A 23,877-nucleotide genomic window follows, 5' to 3' on the forward strand; every position below is an offset into this window, starting at 1 on the left:
TGAGGGAGAAGCCGGCAGAGAGGGGAGACATCTGTCGGCTTTTTCTGTTTCACAGAAGCTTTTTCCGAAATTTTGTAGGGCTCATCCCCGCCCACTTCCGAAAAGTCTCTGCAAAGTAGCTCGCACCACCGAACCCGACGGAGAGTGCAATCTCGGTAATCATCAGATCTGTGTTGCGCAGCAGTTCAATACTTTTATTCAGCCGGTACTGATTCAGATACATCGTAGGCGTCTGCGAGAAGTATCTGGAAAACAGCCGGCAGCATTTACTCTGTCCGACAGAGCCGGAGGCGGAGATGTCTGCAAGCGACAGTTTCCGGGTATAGTTTTTCTGGATAAAGCCAACCATATCTTTTGTGATCGTCAGATCGCGGTCCTGCCGGGTATCCTGGCTATCATCTGCGGGCATATTCTCATAAAGAAGCAGCCAGATGTTGGAAAATGATGACAATATTCTTAAAGGTGCTGTCCTGGTGTCTCTCTTTTCATAGAGGAACCGAATCTGGTCATATATCTCACGCTGCCAGGACGTTTCAGAATGAAGCAGCACAAATGGCATCCGGCTGTTTCTGATCAGTGGAAGGATGAAGTCCTGCTCATAGGAAAGTGAGGAACAAAGCAGCATGGGATGGAGCAGGATGCATATAAAATCACATTCTGTCCCTGTATCTGAATATCCATAATGCATTTGTTCTGCATTCACGAAAATCCCCTCACCGCTTTTCAGGAGCAGTTTTTTCCCGTTCACATTGTACTTCATTTCCCCGGATATGACAGCAATCATCTCAATATCAGCGTGCCAGTGGTTCGGCGCGGTGAAGTTCGGGTAGTGGGAAAGAAGATCTCTGCGGATATAGATAGGATAATCCGTATGGTCATATTGTACTTTCTCCGAGTAATCCGTATTTAACTTCATAGAAATCGGCATATTTTTAAAATCTTTCATACTGAGCCTCCATATAAAGTACTTCATCTAAAAGTTATCTATCTAAAAGTTAATGCGCAGGATTGTTATATAATTTAGCAGGTATCTGATAGAAAAATAAAAAAATACATTCTATAATTATAATCTGATATCAATAAGGAGTCAATGGAGGCAGGAAGGATGTTTGCAGATTATCATGTACATACGGAGTTCAGTGACGACTCTGTCTATCCGATGGAGGATGTAGTAAAGGATGCCATAAAAATGGGACTGGAAGAGATATGTGTCACGGACCATGTGGATTATGGGATAAAAATAGACTGGGACTGTGGAAAAGAGATCCGATACCGGAACGGTGAGCCATATGCAAATGTGGATTATCCCCGATATATGGAAGAAATCAAACGGATGAACCAGTTGTACGGTGATAGGATTCTGGTAAAACCAGGGCTGGAATTCGGAGTACAGAGGCATACGATTTCCCAGTTTGAAGTACTGTTTCAGCGTTATCCTTTTGATTTTATTATCTTGTCTGTACATCAGGTGGATGACCAGGAATTGTGGACACAGGATTTTCAGAGAGGAAAGACGCAGCAGGAATATAATGAAAGATATTATGAGGAAATGCTGGAGGTCGTGAAACATTTTAAAAATTACAGTGTGCTTGGACATATGGACCTGATCACAAGATATGATGAGGCTGGAATCTATCCTTTTGAAAGGGTACGGCCGATTGTAGAGGAAATTTTGAAGACAGTGATAGCGGACGGTAAGGGAATCGAAGTCAATACGTCTTCACACAGGTATGGTCTGGCAGATACGACCCCTTCCGTAGAAATCTTAAAGCTGTACCGTGAACTGGGCGGCCGCGTGATTACCATCGGCAGTGACAGCCACAAGGCAGCGCACCTGGGGGCATATATCGGGGAAACAATGAAGCTGCTAAGAGAACTGGGCTTCAGACAATACTGTACATTTGAGAAAATGAAGCCAATCTTTCATGATCTGCAGGAACCATTATGAGAGAGAAGGAGAACGGAAAGGTGGATCAGAAAGAGTTTCGGAAAAAGCTGCTGGCACTGGTCCTTCCCATCACATTCCAGCAGTTCATGCTGGCGGTCGTCAGTGCCTCGGATGCGCTGATGGTCGGAGTGATCGGGCAGGATCTGCTTTCTGCGGTGTCTCTTGCAAGCCAGGTGACCTTTGTCTATAACCTGTTCCTTGCGGCGATGACGATTGGAACGAGCATTTTTGCCGCACAGTACTGGGGGAAAGGAGACCGGGATTCTATTGAGAAGATCCTGGCGATCGTACTGCGGATTTCCATGCTTGTTTCCTCTGGTTTCTTCCTGGCGGCAGTGTTCTGCCCCGGCCTGCTGATGAAGATTTTCACCTCGGATCCTGTACTCATCGGGTATGGGGCGGCGTATTTGAGAATCGCAGGGATTACCTACCTTTTGTGCGGAATCTCCCAGATCTATCTGTGCATCATGAAGAACAGTGATCTGGCATCAAAAAGTATGGTGATCGGATCTGTGACGGCGTTTTTAAATCTGATATTAAACGCTGTCCTCATCTATGGGCTGTTCGGCGCGCCGCGCATGGAGGCGGCCGGAGCGGCAGCAGCCACAGCGATTGCACGGGTGGTCGAACTGGCATGGGTCCTGGTGGAGCATGGGAAAAAGGACCGGATCAAGATTCGGTTTTCTTACTTGATCAATCAGGACCAGAGGCTGAGAAAAGACTTCTGGCATTACACACTTCCGGTTCTAGGAAATGAACTGGTATGGGGCGGGGGCTTCACGATGTATTCCGTTATTATGGGGCATCTGGGAACGGACGCAGTCGCCGCGAATTCCATAGCCAATATTGTGAAAAATCTGATTGCCAGCCTCGCAATTGGAATCGGCAACGGCGGAAGCATTCTTGTCGGAAATGAGCTTGGAGCGGGGAATCTAGACAGAGCCCGGACATATGGCGGCAGGCTGTGCCGCATCTCAATCAAATATGGCATTGTATCCGGTGGACTGCTGCTTTTACTCAGTCCTCTGGTCCTTTCTGTAACAGACCTCTCCCCGCAGGCGGAACAATATCTACAGTGGATGCTTGTCATGTGCACCTACTATATGGTAGGAAAGTATGTTAACGGAACGACTATCGGCGGTATCTTCTGCGCAGGGGGTGATTCCAGATTTGGTCTGAAGTGCGATACGGTCACGCTCTGGTGCTTTACGGTTCCGGCCGGATTACTTGCGGCATTTGTGTTAAAATGGCCCGTGCTGCTTGTTTATTTCATCGTGAATCTGGATGAGATCGTAAAACTTCCGGCGGTTTATCAACATTACAAAAAATATATCTGGTTGAAAGACCTGACAATAAAAGAGTAGAGGAGAACACAAATTATGACAATGAGAGAAAGAATCATACAGGGAAAGTTATTTACAGACGAGTGCGAAGGACTGCCCGAAGAGCGGCTGGCCGCAAAGAAGCGGATGAAGGCTTTCAACAGTCTGGAACCCGATGAGATGGAAAAGCGGATATCCCTGCAGAATGAAATTTTCGGGCGGGAGACAAAAGCCTGGATTGAGCCGCCTTTTTATTTCTGCTACGGGACACATATCACAATAGGGGATGGGACCTACATCAATATGAACTGCAATTTCGTGGATGATGGCCTGATTCAGATCGGGGAGCGCGTCATGTTCGGTCCTGCAGTTACAATTGCGACAGTAGGACATCCAGTCAACCCGAGTATGCGGGAATATATGTATACAGATCCGGTCAAGATTGAGGATAACTGCTGGATCGGGGCAAATGTTACCATCTGTCCCGGGGTTACGATTGGCAAAAACAGTGTCATTGGTGCAGGCAGTGTCGTCATTCATGATATCCCAGAGAATTCCGTGGCGGCGGGAAATCCGTGTAAAGTGATCCGGGCAATCGGGGAGAAGGATTCCGTGTATTATTATAAAGACAGGAAGATTGAGCCGGAGGACCTTCTTGAGGAAAAGGCGCTGCGGAATTAGGAAACTTTGTGAAAGGGACCAGAAATGGGTCCTTTTTTGATTGCAGCTCTTCCTGTATTCATATGCATCTGGTGTTATGTATTACAAAGATCTAATTTCCCTGCTTTTTCTTTAAAAGTGGAATTGGTTATACCAGATTCCAAAATAAAATTCCAGGAAAAACTGCCCAAAAATCTCTTCCAAAATGATACAAAACTCCCAAAAATCAAGCTATAAATTGACAAAAGTATATGCGCGATACTATAATGAAGACAGAATGATAGAAAAATAACGAAATTGGTATAACCAGAAAGGAGCCAAGAAAATGGAAAAATTCAGGGTTCTTGAAATTAAGCAGAGTGTCTTTGCGGATAATGACAAAAGAGCGGAGGAATTAAGGAAGGAATTAAAGGAAAAGAAGGTCTTTCTTCTGAACCTGATGTCCTCTCCCGGATCAGGTAAGACAACGACACTTTCAAGGACGATCGAGCAGTTGAAGGATGAGATGAAGATTGGTGTCATGGAGGCGGATATCGACTCCGATGTAGATGCGAGGACAATCTCAGACCTTGGCGTGAAGGCGATTCAGTTACATACCGGGGGCATGTGCCACCTGGATGCGGATATGACGGCACAGGGACTGGAAGGGCTTGAGACCGGAGATGTAGACCTGGCGATTCTGGAAAATGTGGGGAATCTTGTCTGCCCGGCAGAGTTTGACACTGGTGCAGTGAAGAATGCCATGATCTTAAGTGTGCCGGAAGGGGATGACAAACCGCTGAAGTACCCGTTGATGTTTTCTATCTGCGATGTGGTGCTGATCAATAAGATCGATGTACTTCCATATTTTGATTTCGATATGGAGAAGTGCGAACAGAATATTAAGATGCGCAATCCGAACGCGAAGATCATCCCAATCTGTGCACGCACCGGGGAAGGCGTGGATAAATGGGCTGACTGGCTGAGAAGCGAAGTCAAGGCGTGGAAGGAATAAGCGTATAAGAGGAAAAGCACAAGAAGAATAAGGGCATAAAACAGAAACAAAAGCATAAGAGGAATGCAATAGAAAGGGAATGGAAAGAGATATGGCAGAGCAGAGGGAACTGATTTTAAAACTGGGCCAGATGGTCACAGACAGAATCGGCCACAAAGTAACAGTAGACGATCCTGAATATTGGGGTCTCGCCTGTGTTGTGACGGATGAGATGGCCGAAGTAGCGTTAAAGATGAAGGTGCGCAAGCCGATGACTTTTGAACAGCTTCTGAAAGCTACGGGCAAGGAAGAGAAGGAACTGCAGAAGCTTCTGGATGAGATGAGCAATGTGGGTATCCTGGAGTATAACTGGGAGAACCCGAGAAGAGAGAAGCAGTACGTCCTTCCGATGTTTGTGCCTGGAAGTGCAGAGTTTACCAATATGAATGCGAAGCAGCTGGAAGAACATCCTGAGCTTGGAAAGTTTTTCGAGAACATGTCCAGGCTGCCGCTTGAGAAGGTCACACCGATGGTACCGCCGGGAGGTGCGGGCATCGGTATGCATGTCATACCGGTAGAGAAAGCAATCGAGATGGAGAATCAGTCCATCGACATCGAACACATTTCCCACTGGTTGAAAAAGTACGATGGAAAATATGCGGCAAGCCCGTGTTCCTGCCGTATGTCCAGGAAGACATTTGACGAGGGATGTGCGGATGATCCGGCTGACTGGTGTATTGCAGTGGGCGATATGGCGGATTATGTTGTGGAGACGAATAAGGGCGGAAGATATATTACATACGATGAGGTCATGGATATCTTAAAGCGCGCGGAGGATAACGGATTCGTTCATCAGATTACCAATATTGACGGAAAAGACAAGATCTTTGCAATCTGTAACTGTAACGTGAATGTCTGCTATGCGCTGCGGACTTCCCAGCTTTTTAACACCCCGAATATGTCACGTTCTGCTTACGTGGCGAAGGTGGAGACCGAAGACTGCGTGGCATGTGGACGCTGCGTAGAGTATTGCCCGGCAGGTGCGGTAAAACTGGGGCAGAAGCTGTGTACAAAAGATGGACCTGTCACCTATCCAAAGCATGAGCTTCCGGACCGTACGAAATGGGGACCGGAGAAATGGGATGAGAATTACCGGGACAACAACCGGATCAACTGCTATGATACGGGAACCGCTCCTTGCAAGACAGCCTGTCCGGCGCATATCGCGGTGCAGGGATATCTGAAAAAGGCAGCACAGGGCAAATACAGAGAAGCTCTGGCGTTGATTAAGAAAGAGAATCCTTTCCCGGCAGTCTGTGGTCATATCTGCAACCGCCGCTGTGAGGATGCTTGTACCAGAGGAACGGTGGATCAGGCCGTGGCCATCGATGAGGTGAAGAAGTTCATCGCACGTCAGGATCTGGACGCTGAGAACCGCTACATTCCGCCGATTATCCCGCCGACAACGGGAAGACTGTTCGACGAGAAGATTGCTATCATCGGCGGCGGTCCCGCGGGCTTAAGCTGTGCATTTTATCTGGCAGAAAAAGGATATCATCCGGTGGTATTTGAGAAAAATGAGAAGCCGGGCGGTATGCTCGTTTACGGAATTCCGTCCTTCAAACTGGAAAAAGAAGTGGTGGATGCGGAGATCGAGATTATCCGTCAGATGGGCGTGGAGATCCGTTGCGGCGTTGAGGTTGGAAAAGATATTACATTAGATCAGCTGCGTGCAGAGGGATATCAGGCATTTTACATTGCAATCGGCTGCCAGGGTGGAAGGAAAGCCGGAATCCCGGGCGAGGATGCAGAAGGTGTGATGACAGCAGTCGACTTCCTGCACAAAACTGCAGAGGATGAGCACTATCCAGTGGAAGGCCGGACAGTGGTAGTCGGCGGCGGAAATGTTGCCATCGACGTGGCAAGGACAGCGGGAAGATGCGGTGCATCCGAGGTTTCCATGTATTGTCTGGAGAGCAGGGATATCATGCCTGCATCTGATGAAGAAGTAGCCGAAGCAGAGGAAGATGCAGTAACCATCAACTGTGGCTGGGGTCCGAAAGAGATTCTGACAGAGAACGGGAAAGTAACAGGCATCGTATTCAAGAAGTGTCTGTCCGTATTCAATGAGGAAAAGAAGTTTGCCCCGGTTTATGATGAGAATGAGACTATCACAGTTCCGTGTGAGAGAGTGTTCTTAAGTATCGGTCAGAGTATCCAGTGGGGCGGTCTGCTGAACGGCACGAAGGTGGAACTTGGCAGGGGCAATGGAGCAGTGGCTGACCAGCTCACTTACCAGACCGCAGAGCCGGATATTTTCGTGGGCGGCGATGTTTATACAGGACCGAAGTTTGCAATCGATGCGATTGCGGCAGGAAAAGAGGCGGCAGTCTCCATCCATCGTTTTGTACAGCCGCACAGCAGCCTGACGATCGGAAGAAACCGCCGTCAGTTCATCGAGCTGGATAAGGAGAATATCAAGTTAGAGGAATATGATAATTCTTCCCGCCAGATTCCGGGAGTGGATGAGAGCATTGACAGGCATAAGTCATTCCGGGACCCGAAGAAGGTATTCACAGAGGAACAGGTCAAGATCGAGACGGCACGCTGTCTGGGCTGTGGAGCTTCCATCGTAGATGAAAATAAATGTATCGGCTGCGGTGTCTGCACGACAAAGTGTGAGTTCGATGCAATCCACCTTCACAGGGATCTGCCTGAGTGCAGTACGATGCGCCGCTCCGAGGATAAGATGAAAGCGATACTGCCATATGCTGCAAAACGTGGCTTAAAGATCAAGTTCGGCAGAAAGGAATAAAGAATCATGCATGAACTGGGAATTGTGTTTCATATCATCGACAGTCTGGAGAAAATAGGCAGGGAAAATAAGCTGACGCAGGTGGCGAGTGTCACACTGGAGGTCGGAGAAGTCTCAGGGGTTCTGGATGATTATCTGAAAGACTGCTGGAAATGGGCATCCGACAAGTCCGAACTTCTCAAAGGCGCCGAGCTTCGTACGCTGCCGATCAAGGCGGTGACATTCTGCGAAGACTGCAATAAGACTTACAGTACACTGGAGCATGGGAAGACCTGTCCGTTCTGCTCTGGCGGCAATACATATTTAGTGACAGGGAATGAGTTTAATATGAAAGAAATAGAAGCATGTTAAGGAGGGTGAACATATGCTATTTCAAATTTATGGGGAAAATGCCGGCTGGCAGTTATTAGGATGGGTCCTGGTATTTGCAGGTCTGATACTTGCAAATGAATTGGCAAGACGTACAAAGAAAGGCGGAATCTTCTGCTTTCTGATTCTACCGGCGGCGCTGACCGTTTACTTTATCGCAATCTATGTGGGCGCTGCAATGGGCGCGGATTGGGCACTGAATAACCCGACTTACGTCCACATGAGCAGCTGGTTCCACTACGCAAAGCTGTATGCGGCAACAGCCGGATGTATCGGATTTATGATGTTAAAGTATAAGTGGAAAATCGGAAAGACAGAGTGGTTCAAGGTGTTCCCGTTTGTAATCGTGGCAATCAACATCCTGATCGCAGTAGCCAGTGATTTCGAGTCCGGTATCAGAGGGCTCATGGCACTTGCATCTCAGGGAGACCGCTGGTGGCTGTCCTCTGAAAATGTATGGCTGTACGGCGGATGGTGGAACTGGGTCAACGGTATTGCAGGAATTCTGAACATCTTATGTATGACCGGATGGTGGGGAATCTATTCCTCCAAGGACAAAAAAGATATGCTGTGGCCGGATATGACATGGTGCTTTATCATTGCATACGACCTCTGGAACTTTGAATATACTTACAACAATCTCCCGACCCATGCATGGTACTGCGGACTGGCACTTTTACTTGCTCCGACATTTGCCAATGCACTGTGGAACAAGGGCGGCTGGATTCAGAACAGAGCCAATACACTGGCACTGTGGTGCATGTTCGCACAGGTATTCCCGATGTTCCAGGATACAAGCCGGTTCGCGACGATTCCGGTACTGTATGCGGATGGATTTATGGATGCGGCTACCAGGCCGACGGCAGCCAATCCGACCATGCAGGGTGTAATAGCAATCATTGCCCTTGCGGCAAATGTAATCTGCCTGGCGTTCATCATCAAGCGCTCTAAAGAGCAGAAGAAGAATCCTTATAAGAACGAGATCTTTACAGATCAGAAGGACTTCCAGATTGCAATGGCAAGAGCTGAGAAATAATAGAAAAAAATAATGAGGGTGTGCTTCCAATGGGAGCACACCTTTTTTGGAGCCAATAGGAACTAATCGTAATATATCTGTCGGCTTCCGCTGATGCATTCTCCCATAGAATAGTTGATCCATTCGATGGCACCCTTGGTATCCCGGTCGCGGATGTAGGTCCACATCTTGTAATTACTATGATAGAGAGATTCGATTCCGTAGAGATCACAGTAGCGCTCCCACATGGTGAAAATGGGGGCACGGAAGGACTGAAAGATCAGCGGCAGCAGTGTATTGTGTGAGGCCAGGGCGAATTCGTGCTGGAACTCGAAGGCAGCCTCGATTGCCTCTTGTGTGTCCTTGGCATCCCGGATCTGCTCAATTATTTTTAACAGAACCTGGACCTCCTCGTCACTGATCCGGTCAATGCAGAGCTGTGCGGCCAATGTATCTAACGCAATACGGACCTCGAAGATGGAGCGGATCTCTTCGTTGCGGATGCGTCCGCCGTTGTACTTCATGATCGACATCAGCGTGTCCAACGTTCCCTTGCGGCGGTAGTCCGCTACATAGGTGCCGCTTCGTGGCTTTACGATCAGGAACCCCTTCTTCTCCAGCTCAGAGATTCCGCCGTTCACAACCGCACGGCTGACCTGCATCATCTCCGCAAGCTGACGTTCCGGCGGCAGCTTTTCCCCGATTTTCAGCTTGCCTGATAGTATCATATGTTCTAACTGATCTACAAAAAGTTCCCGAAGAGAGGGGGAACTGATTTTTTGAAATTCCATGGAATACCTCCTTTTTGATTTGTGGTCTGGCCATATACCAGTTTATAAATTTATTATAGGGGAAAAGAAAGGTTTTTTCAAATAATGTTTCGCCTTGCTTTATCCAGAGTTTCTACATATAATGATGTAAAGGTAAAAAGAAACATACTGAGATAAGGAATGGAGATTGGATGGAAAAAAAGGAAAAGAAAGATAAGAACGAGAAAAGAGAGAAGAGACGTTTCCGTAATATGTGGAGAGCACTTGGGATGGAGCTGCGGGAGCACAAAAGTTCATTTATGGTATATTTTATCCTGCGCCTGCTGGTCATTGTTGTGATGATTCTGCAGATTTTTAATAAAAACTATGAAAATGTATTCCTCTGTATCCTGACACTGCTTTTGTTGGTAATTCCAAGCTTTGTACAGGTGACTATGAAGATTGAACTGCCTACGACACTGGAGATTATTATTCTTGTGTTTATTTTTGCGGCGGAGATTTTGGGAGAGATCAGGGAGTTTTATATTGTTTTTCCGTTTTGGGATACAGTGCTGCATACATTGAATGGCTTTCTTGCAGCGGCAATCGGATTTTCGATGGTGGATCTGCTGAACCGCAGTGAGCGAATGGTCTTTAAGCTGTCGCCGTTATTTACTGCGATCGTTGCATTCTGTTTCTCCATGACCATCGGCGTGATCTGGGAATTCTTTGAATTCGGAATGGATCAGATTTTGGGATTTGATATGCAGAAGGATACGATCATCCATACGATTCGCTCCGTTATGCTGGACCCTGCCGGAGGGAATAATGTGGCAAGCATCAACCACATTACCAGTGTGGTCGTTCAGGGAAAGGACCTTGGTCTGGGTGGATATCTGGATATAGGGCTGATTGATACTATGAAGGACCTTATGGTCAATTTTATAGGCGCTGTAGTGTTCTCTGTGATTGGGTTCTTCTATGTAAAGAATAGGGGAAAAGGGAATGTCGTTAGAAGATTTGTTCCACGTAAGAAAAAAGAAGAGCGGGATTTTCTGAAAATTGTGGAGGCACAGGAAGAAAAAGAGAATCTTGAGAAAAAAGAGTAATGATAAGACCCGTTTTTTATCCATTGAGACTGATGGATGAAAAACGGGTTTGTCAATTTTGGGAAAGAATATTTTTAAGGATAATATTGTGGAATTTTTCTATATAAAATGTTGATAACAGAAGGAAATCAGTCGCCAGATGTGGAAAAGTATTGCTGCTCCCAGTATGGTTGCCAGGATATAAACAAGAATGGTTGGTATATTTCCAATAAGTGGGACCAGCCTGGTGAACCCAATCTGCTGCATTTCAAAGTCGGGATTAATATAGAACATGTTTATCGTTCCATAGCAACCGAAAAGTTGATTAATTCCAGCGGCAATTCCACAGCAGCCGAGATAGAGGAATGTACAGTCTCTAAAGTTTCGGTAGGAAGGTGCAGATAAATCATTTTCAATCAGGCAGGCAGCCCCAGCGGTAACCCCAATGATAATCAGCAGGATATGCCATAGATAGGAATGAATCGTCAAAGGCAATAAGGGGTAGTGGAGTCCGCTCGTATCAGCAAAGACGGCGATTCCTCCAAGCAGGCTGTAATTCATAAGAAAGGAAAGAAACAGAGTGCGGACACACTGCTTTTTTATCCAGGGAAGAGCCAGGAGAATATACATTGCTATACTGCACAACTGAAACGGGAAATACCACCAATCATAGGAGCTTCCATTCACATGAAAGGTCAGGCACCACTGCTTCCAGATTTCACTTCCAGTCATGATAAAGCCACAGAGGAGGAAAAAGAAATTTAGTCTGCGGATTATTTTTTCTTTGTTTCTTACGTTCTTCATATTATCATCCCGCTTATGTACTCTGGAAAATTATCAGGAACTGTGCAGTCAATTGGTCTAAGACCATCTATTTATATTCTGTTGATGTGATCTGCTTAAGTGGATTATAAATCAGGTGTTAGAAAAATGCACGTAAATATGAGAATAGAGATAAATTTTCTGGATTCTATATACGATTCATATGAGAAAATAAACACATTGGTACTATAATGTAGAAAAAGATGATAATCCATTCAGAAATTGCTAAAGTTTCCATAATGCTTGTTAAAATATAGACATAATTGTGTGCATAATCACGAAATGAATTGCGTTTGACAGGGGCGATACTGTATAAAATGCCTTTATAAGTATTTCTAATTTATTAAAATAAGAAAAAGAAAGATTAAAATTATATAAAAATCATAAAAATGCAGATTTAAAAGACAGAAATAATGGATAAAAAAATGTGGATAGAGCCGACAAATAGCTGCAATTTTTTTTCGTTGACAAACCTAAAAATTGGGCGTAATCTTTATTTAACTTTTAAGAGGAAACAATCTTAAAAGTGCGCGGCGGAGAGGGAATTTCGAGGATAGAAGTTCTTTTTTTATGCAAGAAACAGTGTATCACAGAAGTTCGTTTTCCGGCGTGGAAGGAATGCAGAAAGTTGGAATAACTCTGTATTCAAGGGCAAAGAACGGAGTGGATCGTGAAAGTCCGCTTCATTAAGAAAGGGAGGGAGCGATACGGGAAGTTTAACAGAGAAGTTACTAGAGGAGCTGAATTGTGAAACTGTGTTCACGATTCCGATATTCGGCGGAATTGGCGTGGCGGAATCGGTCGTCGTGACATGGGTGATCATGGCCGTGCTTGTAGGGTTGTCTATCATCTTCGTGCGGAATCTTAAGGTCGAGAATCCGGGGAAGAAGCAGCTTGTACTGGAGTCGGCGATTGGATGGGCTTCTGACTTCTTCGAGGGCATCATAGGAAAAGAGAATAAAAGGTACATACCTTATCTTATTACGATTATTCTCTATCTTGGTGTTTCCAATATTATCAGTCTGTTCGGATTCAAACCGCCGACAAAGGATTTGAATGTGACAGCAGCGCTCGCGATTATGAGCATGTTCCTGATTGAATATTCAGGCATACATAAAAATGGAGTCAAGCATTGGATGAAACACTTTGCCGAGCCTGTACCAGTGGTTGCACCGATCATGGTTCTGGAGATTATTATCCGTCCGCTGTCTCTTTGTATGCGGTTATTTGGTAACGTGCTGGGAGCATTTGTTATCATGGAACTTTTGAAGGCCATTGTTCCGGTCTTAGTGCCGATACCGTTCAGTTTCTATTTTGACATTTTTGACGGGTTACTGCAGGCATATGTGTTTGTATTTTTGACGGCACTGTTTATGAATGAGGAACAGGAGTAGCGTGTCAGGTCACGTTACATATTTCGGAAAACGAAAAAGAAGAAGTCAGCCAGACAGTTTTTTACAGGATGATTTACAGGGTAAATCAAAAATTTCTAAATTTTGAAGAAAAAGGAGATTTGTATTATGGGAACAATTATAGCAATTGGGGCAGGAATCGCGGTTTTAACAGGTGTTGGAGCAGGTATCGGTATTGGTATTGCAACAGGTAAGGCAGCAGACGCAATCGCAAGACAGCCGGAGGCTGAGAGCAAGATCAGCAAGACTCTGATCCTTGGATGTGCACTTGCTGAGGCAACAGCTATTTATGGTTTCATCATCGGTTTATTGATTATCTTACTTTTGAAATAATAGGACATATAACAGGAAAGGCAGGTGGGACAGGTGCTGCAATTAAATGTGAACCTTCTCTTTACCATCATAAACCTTGTTGTTCTTTATCTTTTGTTGAAAAAGTTTTTAATCAAACCGGTAACCGATGTGATGGAAAAGCGCGAAAAACTGATCGCGGACGGCTTAAATGAGGCGAGCAGCGCAAAAGAAGAGGCTGCCAGGCTGAAAAGTGAGTATGAGGCAGCGCTTACAGGTGCCAGGGAAGAATCTGTGAAGATTGTGGAAAAGGCGCAGGTACAGGCAAAAGCTGAGTATGAACGCATCGTGAAGGAAGCGGGCGATAAGGCAGGAAGTATGCTGGATTCGGCTAAGGCGAATATTCAGTTGGAACGGGAGCAGACGATGAAGGCACTGCAGTCAGAGATTGCAGGACTTGCTATGACAGCGGCTGCTAAGATTGTAAGCGAAAAGACAGAGAATCAAGGAAATCAGGACATATATAATCAGTTTCTGGAAGAAGTAGGTGATGCTCATGATGACACAGACAGACACTAACAGCCAGTACTGCCCGCAGGCGGCAGTCAAATATACCCAGAGGGCATCCCGTAATACATGCCCTTACGGGCAGGTCGGCAGCATAAGCTGCAGTACAAGGTACGCAAAGGTGTTGTATGAGCTGAATATTTCCAAAGAAGCCATACAGAAAGCAAGGGATATATTTACAGAGGTCCCACAGTTACATGATGTGTTCGTAAATCCGACCATCCAGACGGACCAGAAACAAAGAGTGATAGATCAGGTTTTCCCGGAGGAGATTCGGAATTTCCTGAAGGTGGCGTGCAGATATCAGAGGATGGATCTGATGGATGATATTTTTGCAGCCTATGACAGATACTGTGATGAACAGGAGCATATTCTGAACGCAGTACTGACTTGTGTAGAACCTCCAAGTGAGGTACAGCTAAAAGAAATGAAGGCGTTTCTTTGTAAAAAATATGATGCCGTTAAGGCTGATATTGAGATCAGGACGGATCAGACTCTGCTGGGAGGCTTTGTATTACATGCCGGCAGTGATGAGTATGACTGGAGCCTGAAAGGACGCCTGAATAGATTAGAACAAAAATTGACCTGGAGGTGAACAAGGTGAGTTCAATCAATTCAGATGAAATTATTTCTATTCTGAAGAATGAAATAGAGAATTTTGATACAATCAGCAAAGACAGTGAAATTGGTACAGTCATCGCTGTAGGTGACGGTATTGCGACTGTTTATGGAATTGATCACGCCATGTACGGGGAGATTGTGACTTTTGAGAACGGATTAAAGGCGATGGTCCAGGACATCCAGAAGGATTCCATCGGATGTATCCTTTTTGGACACGACACTGAAATCAAGGAAGGCACAAAAGTGACCCGCACAGGGAAGAAGGCTGGTGTTCCGGTCGGAGATAAATATATAGGAAGAGTTGTTAATTCACTGGGAGCCCCTATCGACGGCAAGGGGGAAATCGAAGCCGATGACTACAGGCCGATCGAGCAGGAGGCGCCTGGAATTATAGACAGAAAGTCAGTCAGTGTTCCGCTGGAGACGGGAATCCTCTCCATCGACGCCATGTTCCCGATCGGACGCGGACAAAGAGAGTTGATCATCGGGGACCGGCAGACAGGAAAGACTTCCATTGCTTTGGACACGATTATCAATCAGAAGGGGAAGGATGTTATCTGTATCTATGTAGCAGTCGGACAGAAGGCGTCTACGGTAGCCAAGGTCGTGAATACCCTGACTACGAATGGTGCAATGGATTACACGATCGTTGTTTCCTCAACAGCAAGTGACTGCGCGCCGCTGCAGTACATCGCACCTTATGCAGGAACTGCGATGGCAGAGCATTTTATGCATCAGGGAAAAGATGTCCTGATCGTTTACGATGATTTATCCAAGCATGCGGTCGCATACCGTGCATTGTCCCTGCTGCTCGGACGTTCTCCGGGACGTGAGGCTTATCCGGGAGACGTTTTCTACCTGCATTCCAGACTTCTGGAACGTTCCAGCCGTCTGAGCGACGCACTTGGCGGAGGTTCCATTACAGCACTTCCGATTATTGAGACCCAGGCAGGAGACGTATCTGCCTACATACCGACCAATGTAATTTCTATTACAGATGGTCAGATTTTCCTGGAAAGTGACTTGTTCTTCTCAGGAATGAGGCCGGCGGTCAATGTCGGTCTGTCTGTATCCCGTGTTGGTGGTGCGGCTCAGACAAAGGCTATGAAGAAGGCATCAGGAAGTATTCGAATCGACCTGGCACAATATAGAGAGATGGAAGTGTTCACGCAGTTCAGTTCTGATCTGGATGCTGCCACAAAGGAGCAGTTGGAATACGGCGGCGGACTGATGGAGCTGTTAAAGCAGCCATTATGTCAGCCTTTGAGTCTGCATGATAAGGTCATTACCCTTCTGGTGGCAACCCACAAGGTGCTGCTTGGTATAGAAAAGAAGCAGATCAAGAAATTCCAGGCTGATATGCTGAGTTATTTTGATACGCAATATCCAGAAATCGGTCAGGAGATCGAAGAGAAACAGGCCCTTACCGATGAGCTGATTGAAAAGATTGTGGAGACAGCGAAGGAATTCAAGAAGAGCAGGTGTTAATATGGCAAATATCAGAGAAATACAGACCCGTATAAACAGCGTAAAGGATACGATGAAGATTACGAACGCGATGTATATGATCTCTTCTTCCAAGATGAAGCAGGCGAAGAAGAAACTGGTCGATACAGAGCCGTATTTCTATGGTCTGCAGGGGGAGATTTCCAGAATCCTGCGCCATGTCCCTGATATTGAGCATCCGTATTTTGATTTAAGAGAGAAGATCCCCGCAAGTGAGCGGAAGATCGGCTCGATTGTCATTACGGCGGATAAAGGACTCGCAGGGGCATATAACCATAATATCATCAAGCTTGAAGAAGAGCTGCTTAACGGTCCTGGTAAACATAAACTGTTTGTCGTCGGAGAACTGGGGAGACATTATTTTTCCAAGCATGACGTGGAAATCGATACGAACTTCCAGTATACTGTCCAGAAACCGACGATGCACCGCGCAAGAAATATATCCAACAGGATTCTCGAGTTATTCGGCGAGGGAGAGTTGGACGAAGTATACATGATTTACACACGAATGGAGAACTCTGTGCAGTCAGAGGCTGAGAAAGTGAAGCTCCTTCCGCTGGAGAGGGCATCCTTTAATCAGATGATCATGCCGCTGAACATGCACCGGGAAGAGATTGAACTCTATCCATCCGCCAAAGATGTGATGGACAGTATTGTTCCGAGTTATGTAACAGGTATGATCTACGGCTGTCTGGTAGAGGCTTATGCCAGCGAACACAACGCCCGCATGATGGCAATGAAGTCCGCTACAGACAGCGCCGAGAGTATTATCAAAGAATTGTCTACCTTATATAATAGGGCAAGACAGGCTGCAATCACCCAGGAGATCACCGAGGTGTGCAGCGGGGCGAATGCGCAGAAGAGGAAATAATAATAATTCTTGCAATTGTTCTGTACAGGACTGCACATTTATTGCGCGGTCCGTGTGAAAAATAGAACATGCAATATCAAGCCCCACCATAAATAAGGAAGTGAGAACGATTATGAATAAAGGACGAATTGTACAGGTCATGGGACCTGTCGTTGACGTAGTATTTGAAGACGGCAATCTTCCTTTTATCAAGGATGCACTGGAAGTTGTGAACAACGGAAAGACCTGCATCATGGAGGTTGCGCAGCATCTTGGAAATAATGAGGTGCGTTGCCTGATGCTTGCTGCCAGCGAAGGGCTGCATAAGGATATGGAAGTGACTGCTACCGGAGAGGGAATCAAGGTTCCGGTCGGAGAGCAGACATTGGGAAGATTGTTTAATGTATTAGGTGAGACCATTGATGATGGTGCGCCGATCGAGAGCGACCAGAAGTGGGTCATCCACAGAGACCCGCCGAGTTTTGAGGACCAGAGTCCGGTCATTGAAATATTAGAGACTGGAATCAAGGTCATCGACCTTCTTGCACCTTATGCAAAGGGTGGTAAGATTGGTCTGTTCGGCGGTGCCGGTGTTGGTAAGACCGTACTGATTCAGGAACTGATCCGTAACATTGCGACAGAGCATGGCGGATATTCTATTTTTACAGGTGTTGGAGAGCGTTCCCGTGAGGGAAATGACTTATGGACAGAGATGAAGGCATCCGGAGTTCTGGAGAAGACAGCCCTGGTATTCGGTCAGATGAATGAGCCGCCTGGAGCACGTATGCGTGTTGCCGAGACAGGACTTACGATGGCAGAGTATTTCAGGGATGAGGAGCATCAGAACGTGCTGCTGTTCATCGATAATATTTTCCGTTTTACACAGGCAGGTTCTGAGGTGTCCGCACTGTTAGGACGTATGCCTTCAGCCGTTGGTTACCAGCCGACGCTTGCCACGGAAATGGGTGAGCTGCAGGAGCGTATTGCTTCGACTAAAAATGGTTCTGTTACCTCCGTGCAGGCTGTCTATGTGCCAGCCGATGACCTGACAGACCCGGCTCCGGCGACGACATTTGCCCATTTGGATGCGACAACCGTATTGTCCAGAAAAATTGTAGAGCAGGGAATCTATCCGGCGGTTGACCCGTTGGAATCCAACTCCCGTATCCTGGAAGCTGACATTGTAGGCGAGGAGCACTATGAAGTGGCAAACCAGGTGACGGCAATTCTGCAGAAATACAAGGAATTGCAGGATATCATTGCAATTCTGGGTATGGAAGAGCTGTCAGATGAAGATAAAGCAACCGTTATGCGTGCAAGGAAGATCCAGAGATTTTTGTCACAGCCATTCTATGTTGCTGAGACATTTACCGGAATTCCGGGAAAATATGTGCCGCTGAAAGAGACGATCCGTGGCTTTAAGATGATTATCAACGGAGAGATGGACCAATATCCAGAATCTGCATTTTTCAATGTAGGAACCATCGAAGATGTCATTGAAAAAGCAAAGGCGGAAAGCGCCGCAGAATAGAGGTGTATACATATGGATACATTTGGTCTGAAAATAATAGCAAGTGACAGAGTATTCTATGAAGGACGATGCAGAAAGCTCATCCTTCCCGCTCCTGACGGCGAGATGGGAATCCTTGCGAACCACGAGAACATGGTCATCGCGGTGAATGTTGGTGATGCGCGGATGGAGATCGAGGAAGGAAACTGGGTGGATGTTGCAGTCGGCAGGGGATTTGCGGAGGTCGTGAACAACCGTGTCACAGTCCTGGTCGATACTGCCGAGCGCCCGGAGGAAATTGATGTGCGCAGGGCAGAAGAAGCCAAAGAGCGCGCAGAAGAGCAGATGAGGCAGAAGCAGAGCATACAAGAATATTACCGGACCCAGGCATCGCTGGCGAGGGCAATGAACCGATTGAAGGTGTCACAGGGGAAACGATGGAATTTGTAGATAATTAACACATTTTAGAATATTCTGAAAACGGAGAGCAAAAGGGTCTGACCCCTTTGCTCCCCGTTTTTTCCGTCTTGCAATTTAAATAAGATTATACTACAATGTTTATGTCTGGAACTTGACAATGTATGTACAAGGGTACAGAATAGTAAGCTGTTATCTAGTGAAAACAGGGGAGAGGAATTCATGAGCGAAAAGTATAAACAACGTTCTATTATTGAAATCATGAACGACGTATTAAGCACGATACGCGACTACTATGATTCGGAATATGTTTATTATATAGAAAAAGAAGAGGATGATATCCTTACAATCTATGAATGGTGTGCAGAGAATGTTCCGTGGCAGAGAGACCGTATCAAGATGCTGGATGCTGATCAGATGCCCAGGTGGATGAAGCAGGAGATTACGGATACAACAGAGGCAGACTACAGTGTATTCCGCCCTCTAGATGAGAATGTGACCGCGATTCTGGCAGCAGTGGGAGTCCACAGAGGGGGATGTGACCTTTCCCTTATGAGGGCGGTCCTGCCGTATATCTCACAGGCAATTATCCTGCAGAAGATGCAGAAGCAGCAGGAGTATCTGAGTTATCATGATGACCTGACCGGACTTCTGAACCGGAATAGTTTTGTCGGCTATCTGGCAGAGGTGAAGCAGGAGGAATTAAGGGCACTTGGTGCTTTATCGGTGGATATCAATGGCCTGAAGAATTTTAATAAGGAATTCGGCAGGGAATATGGCGATGAAGTGGTGATTCGTGTCGGTGAAGTTCTGGAAGAGTATTTTCGTGGAGCGATGGTATTTCGACTGACAGGTGATGAATATCTGGCGATCATGGAGAATGTTTCTTACGAGGAGTTCATGAAAAATGTCCATGGTGCGCATAACAAGCTTGATAATATCAGCCTCGGACTGGTAACGATGGGTTATGCGTGGGAGAAGATCGATATCGATGTGGACAGCCTTGTGGCAGATGCAGAGAATATGATGCGCGAAGAAAAGCAGAAGTATTATAAGCATTTGAAGAAGGGACATCATGAACCGATCATCAAGCAGGACCTTCTGGAGGACATCAAGCAGGGGAATTTTATTGTCTGCTTTGTACCTAAGATGGATGTCATGACAGAGGAAGTCGTGGGAGCGGAAGCAGTTGTCCGCTACCATCATAAGGATTTGGGAATCGTAGACCCAGGGAAGTATATCACCCTCTTGGAGGAGACGAAGCTGTCTCATTTCCTGGATTTATACGTGTTTGAACAGGTATGTAAGACATTGAGAAAATGGGAGCTGGAAGATATGCCGATGCTTCCTGTTTCTGTGAATTTTGCAGGGGCAACGCTCCGTGAGGAGAGTATTGCACAGAAGATGCTTGCTCTGGTCGAGAAGTACCGTGTGTCCTGTGAGTATCTGGAGGTCGAGGTTTCAGAGTCCTATGCGGATATGAATCAGGAGATGCTGGCAGAGACAAGCAACAAGATCAGAAAAGAAAATGTCCGTGTTGTTCTGGATCATTTTGGCGCAAAGGATTCTAGTTTTTCCATCCTTTCTATTATGGAATTCGACGGATTAAAGCTGGATAAGAGTCTGGTCACCAATATTGTGGGCAATGACCGCAGTCAGATCGTCGCAAAGGCTGTGATTGATGTATGCCGTCAGCTTGGAGTGCATGTGGCAGCGGCAGGGGTCGAGACCCAGGATCAGTTAAATGTGCTCAAAGAATTAGGCTGTGATTATGCACAGGGAACCTTATTCAACAAGCCAATCACGATCGATACATTTGAAGTACGTTATATGAAAGGCTGATTATCGGGCAGCGGGATGGTCTGATAAGAGCAGAACATCCAGAAAGCAGGAGCAGCAATGATAGAGACTTGGATCGCCGATATCACCCCATTGTATAACGAGGAATGTTATCGGAAATATTATATGCAGGTTCCCAATTTCCGTAAGGAAAAGGCGGACAGGATGCGTTTTCAGAATGGGAAGGCCCAGAGTGTCGGGGCGTGGTCCTTACTGGAACGGATTCGAAAAGAATATGGAATTTCGGAAAGAGCAGCATTTAATCTCTCACATTCGGGAGATTATGTGCTGTGTTCTGTTGATATGGATTGCGGGGAAGATACCCAGGTAGGATGTGATATAGAATTCGTAGATGAACCAAATATGAAGATTGCTAAGCGTTTTTTCTGTCCGTCGGAGTATGGAGTAATTCTGGGACAGAAGCCGGGGGATGGGCAGAAGAATGTGTTTTACCGTTTCTGGGTGCTCAAAGAAAGTTTTATGAAGGCCACACGTAAGGGGATGGCCCTTGATATGAAAAGCTTCGAGATACAGCTTGGAAGTCCGTCGGTGCTTACAAAGAAGCCGGAGGAATTTCCGAGAAACTATTTTTATCAGGAGTACGAATTATCCGGGATACCTTATAAAATAGCAGTTTGTTCTACAGTAAGAGAGATGAATCCGAAGATACATACAGAACTGCGTTTCTAGTAAGCGGTTCTGTGAATAAAGTGGGCAGGAGTATAGTCCGCCCATCAGGAGGCAGATGATGAGTATGAAGATGAACCGAAAGGTAAAAAAGGCTTTGATATTTGGCGCCGTAATGGGCGCTGCAGTCGGGATATTGATTACCTTCGCAGCGGCGAATAAAGCGGTGGATCAAAAAGCAGCCGTGATGGCGAAGACGGAAAGTAAGCTGAAAAAAGAGAATAAGGCACTTGAGGAGAAAATCAAGCAGCAGAAGACAATAGAGGCAGCAGCCAATTTGTCCAAAGAAGGCGCAGATAATTGGGAACTGATCCTTGTAAATAATCAGTATCCTTTGGATGCAAAGTACAAGCCCGAACTGAAAGAGATTTCAGAAGGCTATTCAGTCGATGCCCGTATTCTGGAGGATACGAAGAAGATGCTCTCCGATGCGGAGGGAGCAGGACTTAAGATGCATCTTGTTTCAGCATACCGCTCTCCAGAGGATCAGAAGGAAGTATTTAATACTACGATGCAGGACTGGATCAATCAGGGAGATACCTATCTGGATGCTTATAATGAGACGAAGAAATCCGTTGCCCTGCCGGGGCACAGCGAACATGCGACAGGACTTGCCTTAGATATTGTGTCTGAGGAATATCAGGATCTGGATGATAAACAGGCAGATACCGAGGAGTCAAAGTGGCTTGCCGAGAACTGTTATAAATATGGATTTATTCTGCGTTATCCGACGGATAAGTCAGATATCACCGGTATCGTATACGAACCATGGCATTACCGCTATGTTGGAAAAGATGCTGCTAAAAAGATCATGGATAAAGGAATTACCCTGGAAGAATATCTGGGGGCAGCATAGTGAGATAAATTTTTGGAATACCCAGGCATTGTCCTGGGTATTCTTTTTAAATGTCGTTGACGTGTTTCTGGGGATTTGTTAAAATGGAGAAAGGGAAAAAAATAGGTTTATGAAGCAATTATATTGTTTCTAATGACAGGAGTATAAGGTTAATTAAGATAAGGAGGAGCACAAAGAACCATGGAAGATCTTACATTTGGAGAACAAGTCAAAATCATTTTGGGCCGCAAAGGCATGACTATTAAGGAACTAGCAGAGATCATAGAACAACGTACAGGCAAGAAGATGTCCAGGCAGAATCTGACACAGCGTCTGGGCAGAGACAATTTTCAGGAACAGGATATGCGTATGATCGCAGATATTCTGGGATGCCCGTTTCATTTGAGCATCCTGACCAACGAAGTGCAGGCGGCTTCTGCAGGTGCGGTACAGGCGATTCTGGCAGACCGTGCCCAGAGGTCACAGAAGCAAAAGAAGAAGAGTACAGGCCATAAGGTGCGTAAAACAGAGGTGTCCCACAAGACACGGGAAGTAGAAGAGATTACAGAGGCAGAGCCTTACCAGATGAGCCTGTTCGAGGACGTGGCAATCCAGTCTGCTGTAGTGGAAGAACCAAAAGAGTCTGTCCACGAGACATATCAGTCAGAGGAAGTCATTGAGGAGGATATGGTTCTGGAGGACATAGCAGAAGAGCCGTATGTTGCAGAAGAGCCAGATATGGCAGATGAGGAAGCCGATGTATATCAGGAGGAGACTTCTGCAGAGTCTGATGATTCCGATCAGTCATATGAAGCAGAACCAAGAGAGGATGCTGTGGTCTATGAGGAGGAAGCAGAGCCTTTCGAGCCGTCATATGAGCAGGAGCAGCCAGAGATAGAGGCTCAGGAAGAGGAGCTGGAATTGATTCCTGAGGATGCTGAGGAAGTGGACATGACGATCGGGGAGCTTTATGATATCCACGAGGGTCTCACGGAACTAGAAAAGAGCGTGGAAGCCGGAGAACCAGTGGAAGCGATTAAGAAAGAGCTGGAAAAGCCAGTCGAACAGATCAAGCCGAAAAAGGAGCGTTTCCGCACAGGCGGTATTTTCCTTCGCAAGAGGGGGGCTAAGACACAGCCAGCAGCCGAACCCGTGGTGAAGGAAGAACCGGTCCAGGAAGAGCCGATCAGAGAAGAAACGGTAAGGACCTCCTTTACAGAGACGGTGCCAGTTCAAGAAGAACCCGTAAAGAATGAGCCGGATTTCGATGATTTTGAACCAGTCATCAAATATGACGATGTGGATGAGGACAGAGAGCAGGGCGAGATCAACCCATACACAGGCCGTGAATACCAGTCCAATAGTGTGCGTATGCATCCGAACCGGATTGGATATGTACAGGTATACGACCGCAATTCTCATAAATGGACAGATATGACGGAATGGGCATTTCTTGGCTATCAGGAGAGGAAGAAAGCACTGCTCGGTAAGGATTATGAGCCACCGATCTATCTGGATTAATCGGGACTTTAGAACGAAACAGCACAATGGATCGCAGATATCCACGGAGGTGAAGGTCAG

At 46.2% G+C, this 23,877-nt stretch carries 22 protein-coding genes and 1 pseudogene; 20 read left to right on the forward strand and 3 right to left on the reverse strand.

Going from position 1 to position 23,877, the window contains the following annotated elements:
- Window positions 1-49: 49 nt before the first annotated feature.
- Complete coding sequence (locus HGO97_RS08620; protein ID WP_216240900.1) at window positions 50-946, reverse strand: AraC family transcriptional regulator; 897 nt, start codon at window positions 944-946, stop codon at window positions 50-52.
- 159 nt (window positions 947-1,105) lie between these two features.
- Here HGO97_RS08620 and HGO97_RS08625 point away from each other — a divergent pair, with 159 nt between their 5' ends.
- The 7 genes from HGO97_RS08625 (at window position 1,106) to HGO97_RS08655 (ending at window position 9,123) form a co-directional block, all read left to right on the forward strand.
- Window positions 1,106-1,948, forward strand: coding sequence for a histidinol-phosphatase HisJ family protein (locus tag HGO97_RS08625; protein WP_216240901.1), 843 nt, complete (start codon window positions 1,106-1,108; stop codon window positions 1,946-1,948).
- Window positions 1,945-3,312, forward strand: a complete 1,368-nt coding sequence (locus HGO97_RS08630) for an MATE family efflux transporter (protein ID WP_216240902.1) — start codon at window positions 1,945-1,947, stop codon at window positions 3,310-3,312. Before HGO97_RS08625 ends, HGO97_RS08630 begins: the two co-directional genes overlap by 4 nt.
- Window positions 3,313-3,327: 15 nt before the next feature.
- A complete protein-coding gene (locus HGO97_RS08635; RefSeq protein WP_216240903.1) occupies window positions 3,328-3,951 on the forward strand; it encodes a DapH/DapD/GlmU-related protein in 624 nt (207 codons plus the stop codon).
- Window positions 3,952-4,255: 304 nt separating this feature from the next.
- Window positions 4,256-4,924, forward strand: coding sequence for a hydrogenase nickel incorporation protein HypB (hypB, locus tag HGO97_RS08640; RefSeq protein WP_216240904.1), 669 nt, complete (start codon window positions 4,256-4,258; stop codon window positions 4,922-4,924).
- Window positions 4,925-5,015: 91 nt separating this feature from the next.
- Window positions 5,016-7,718 (forward strand): FAD-dependent oxidoreductase, encoded by a 2,703-nt coding sequence (locus tag HGO97_RS08645; protein ID WP_216240988.1) that lies wholly within the window; start codon window positions 5,016-5,018, stop codon window positions 7,716-7,718.
- 6 nt (window positions 7,719-7,724) lie between these two features.
- Window positions 7,725-8,069, forward strand: a complete 345-nt coding sequence (locus HGO97_RS08650) for a hydrogenase maturation nickel metallochaperone HypA (protein WP_216240905.1) — start codon at window positions 7,725-7,727, stop codon at window positions 8,067-8,069.
- 13 nt (window positions 8,070-8,082) lie between these two features.
- The gene (locus HGO97_RS08655; RefSeq protein ID WP_216240906.1) at window positions 8,083-9,123 is read left to right on the forward strand and encodes a DUF5692 family protein; all 1,041 of its coding nucleotides are present in this window, start codon (window positions 8,083-8,085) and stop codon (window positions 9,121-9,123) included.
- A 62-nt stretch (window positions 9,124-9,185) separates the two neighbouring features.
- Here HGO97_RS08655 and HGO97_RS08660 read toward each other — a convergent pair whose 3' ends face one another.
- Window positions 9,186-9,893, reverse strand: a complete 708-nt coding sequence (locus HGO97_RS08660; RefSeq protein ID WP_216240907.1) for a FadR/GntR family transcriptional regulator — start codon at window positions 9,891-9,893, stop codon at window positions 9,186-9,188.
- Window positions 9,894-10,063: 170 nt separating this feature from the next.
- Between HGO97_RS08660 and HGO97_RS08665 the strand changes: the two genes are divergently transcribed.
- Window positions 10,064-10,960 (forward strand): hypothetical protein, encoded by an 897-nt coding sequence (locus HGO97_RS08665; protein WP_216240908.1) that lies wholly within the window; start codon window positions 10,064-10,066, stop codon window positions 10,958-10,960.
- A gap of 99 nt (window positions 10,961-11,059) precedes the next feature.
- Here the strand turns inward: HGO97_RS08665 and HGO97_RS08670 are convergent, their stop codons facing one another.
- Window positions 11,060-11,743: a TMEM164 family acyltransferase gene (locus HGO97_RS08670; RefSeq protein WP_216240909.1), complete on the reverse strand. Its 684-nt coding sequence runs from the start codon at window positions 11,741-11,743 to the stop codon at window positions 11,060-11,062.
- Window positions 11,744-12,492: 749 nt separating this feature from the next.
- Here HGO97_RS08670 and HGO97_RS08675 point away from each other — a divergent pair.
- From HGO97_RS08675 to HGO97_RS08730, 12 genes and pseudogenes are all read left to right on the forward strand, one after another.
- Window positions 12,493-13,155 (forward strand): annotated as a pseudogene (locus tag HGO97_RS08675) (F0F1 ATP synthase subunit A); the annotation flags it as partial.
- 126 nt (window positions 13,156-13,281) lie between these two features.
- On the forward strand, window positions 13,282-13,506 hold the full coding sequence (gene atpE, locus HGO97_RS08680) for an ATP synthase F0 subunit C (protein WP_109732527.1): 225 nt from the start codon (window positions 13,282-13,284) through the stop codon (window positions 13,504-13,506).
- 33 nt (window positions 13,507-13,539) lie between these two features.
- Window positions 13,540-14,043 (forward strand): F0F1 ATP synthase subunit B, encoded by a 504-nt coding sequence (gene atpF, locus HGO97_RS08685; RefSeq protein WP_216240910.1) that lies wholly within the window; start codon window positions 13,540-13,542, stop codon window positions 14,041-14,043.
- The gene (gene atpH / locus HGO97_RS08690) at window positions 14,021-14,626 is read left to right on the forward strand and encodes an ATP synthase F1 subunit delta (protein ID WP_246597368.1); all 606 of its coding nucleotides are present in this window, start codon (window positions 14,021-14,023) and stop codon (window positions 14,624-14,626) included. The genes atpF and atpH overlap by 23 nt, the downstream gene beginning before the upstream one ends.
- Window positions 14,627-14,631: 5 nt before the next feature.
- Window positions 14,632-16,140 (forward strand): F0F1 ATP synthase subunit alpha, encoded by a 1,509-nt coding sequence (gene atpA / locus HGO97_RS08695; protein ID WP_216240911.1) that lies wholly within the window; start codon window positions 14,632-14,634, stop codon window positions 16,138-16,140.
- Window position 16,141: 1 nt separating this feature from the next.
- Window positions 16,142-17,029, forward strand: a complete 888-nt coding sequence (gene atpG, locus HGO97_RS08700; protein ID WP_216240912.1) for an ATP synthase F1 subunit gamma — start codon at window positions 16,142-16,144, stop codon at window positions 17,027-17,029.
- Window positions 17,030-17,141: 112 nt separating this feature from the next.
- Complete coding sequence (gene atpD, locus HGO97_RS08705) at window positions 17,142-18,539, forward strand: F0F1 ATP synthase subunit beta (RefSeq protein ID WP_216240913.1); 1,398 nt, start codon at window positions 17,142-17,144, stop codon at window positions 18,537-18,539.
- 12 nt (window positions 18,540-18,551) lie between these two features.
- A complete protein-coding gene (gene atpC / locus HGO97_RS08710; protein ID WP_168866479.1) occupies window positions 18,552-18,968 on the forward strand; it encodes an ATP synthase F1 subunit epsilon in 417 nt (138 codons plus the stop codon).
- A 189-nt stretch (window positions 18,969-19,157) separates the two neighbouring features.
- Entirely contained in the window at window positions 19,158-20,777 is a 1,620-nt protein-coding gene (locus HGO97_RS08715; RefSeq protein WP_168866478.1) for an EAL domain-containing protein, read from the forward strand.
- Between the two features lie 57 nt (window positions 20,778-20,834).
- The gene (locus HGO97_RS08720) at window positions 20,835-21,464 is read left to right on the forward strand and encodes a 4'-phosphopantetheinyl transferase family protein (protein WP_216240914.1); all 630 of its coding nucleotides are present in this window, start codon (window positions 20,835-20,837) and stop codon (window positions 21,462-21,464) included.
- A gap of 58 nt (window positions 21,465-21,522) precedes the next feature.
- Window positions 21,523-22,317, forward strand: a complete 795-nt coding sequence (locus HGO97_RS08725; protein WP_330665471.1) for a M15 family metallopeptidase — start codon at window positions 21,523-21,525, stop codon at window positions 22,315-22,317.
- Window positions 22,318-22,497: 180 nt separating this feature from the next.
- Complete coding sequence (locus HGO97_RS08730; protein WP_216240915.1) at window positions 22,498-23,817, forward strand: ribonuclease E domain-containing protein; 1,320 nt, start codon at window positions 22,498-22,500, stop codon at window positions 23,815-23,817.
- The last annotated feature ends 60 nt before the right edge of the window (window positions 23,818-23,877 follow it).

The organism is Faecalicatena faecalis, from assembly GCF_012524165.2.
Lineage (GTDB): Bacteria > Bacillota > Clostridia > Lachnospirales > Lachnospiraceae > Faecalicatena_A > Faecalicatena_A faecalis.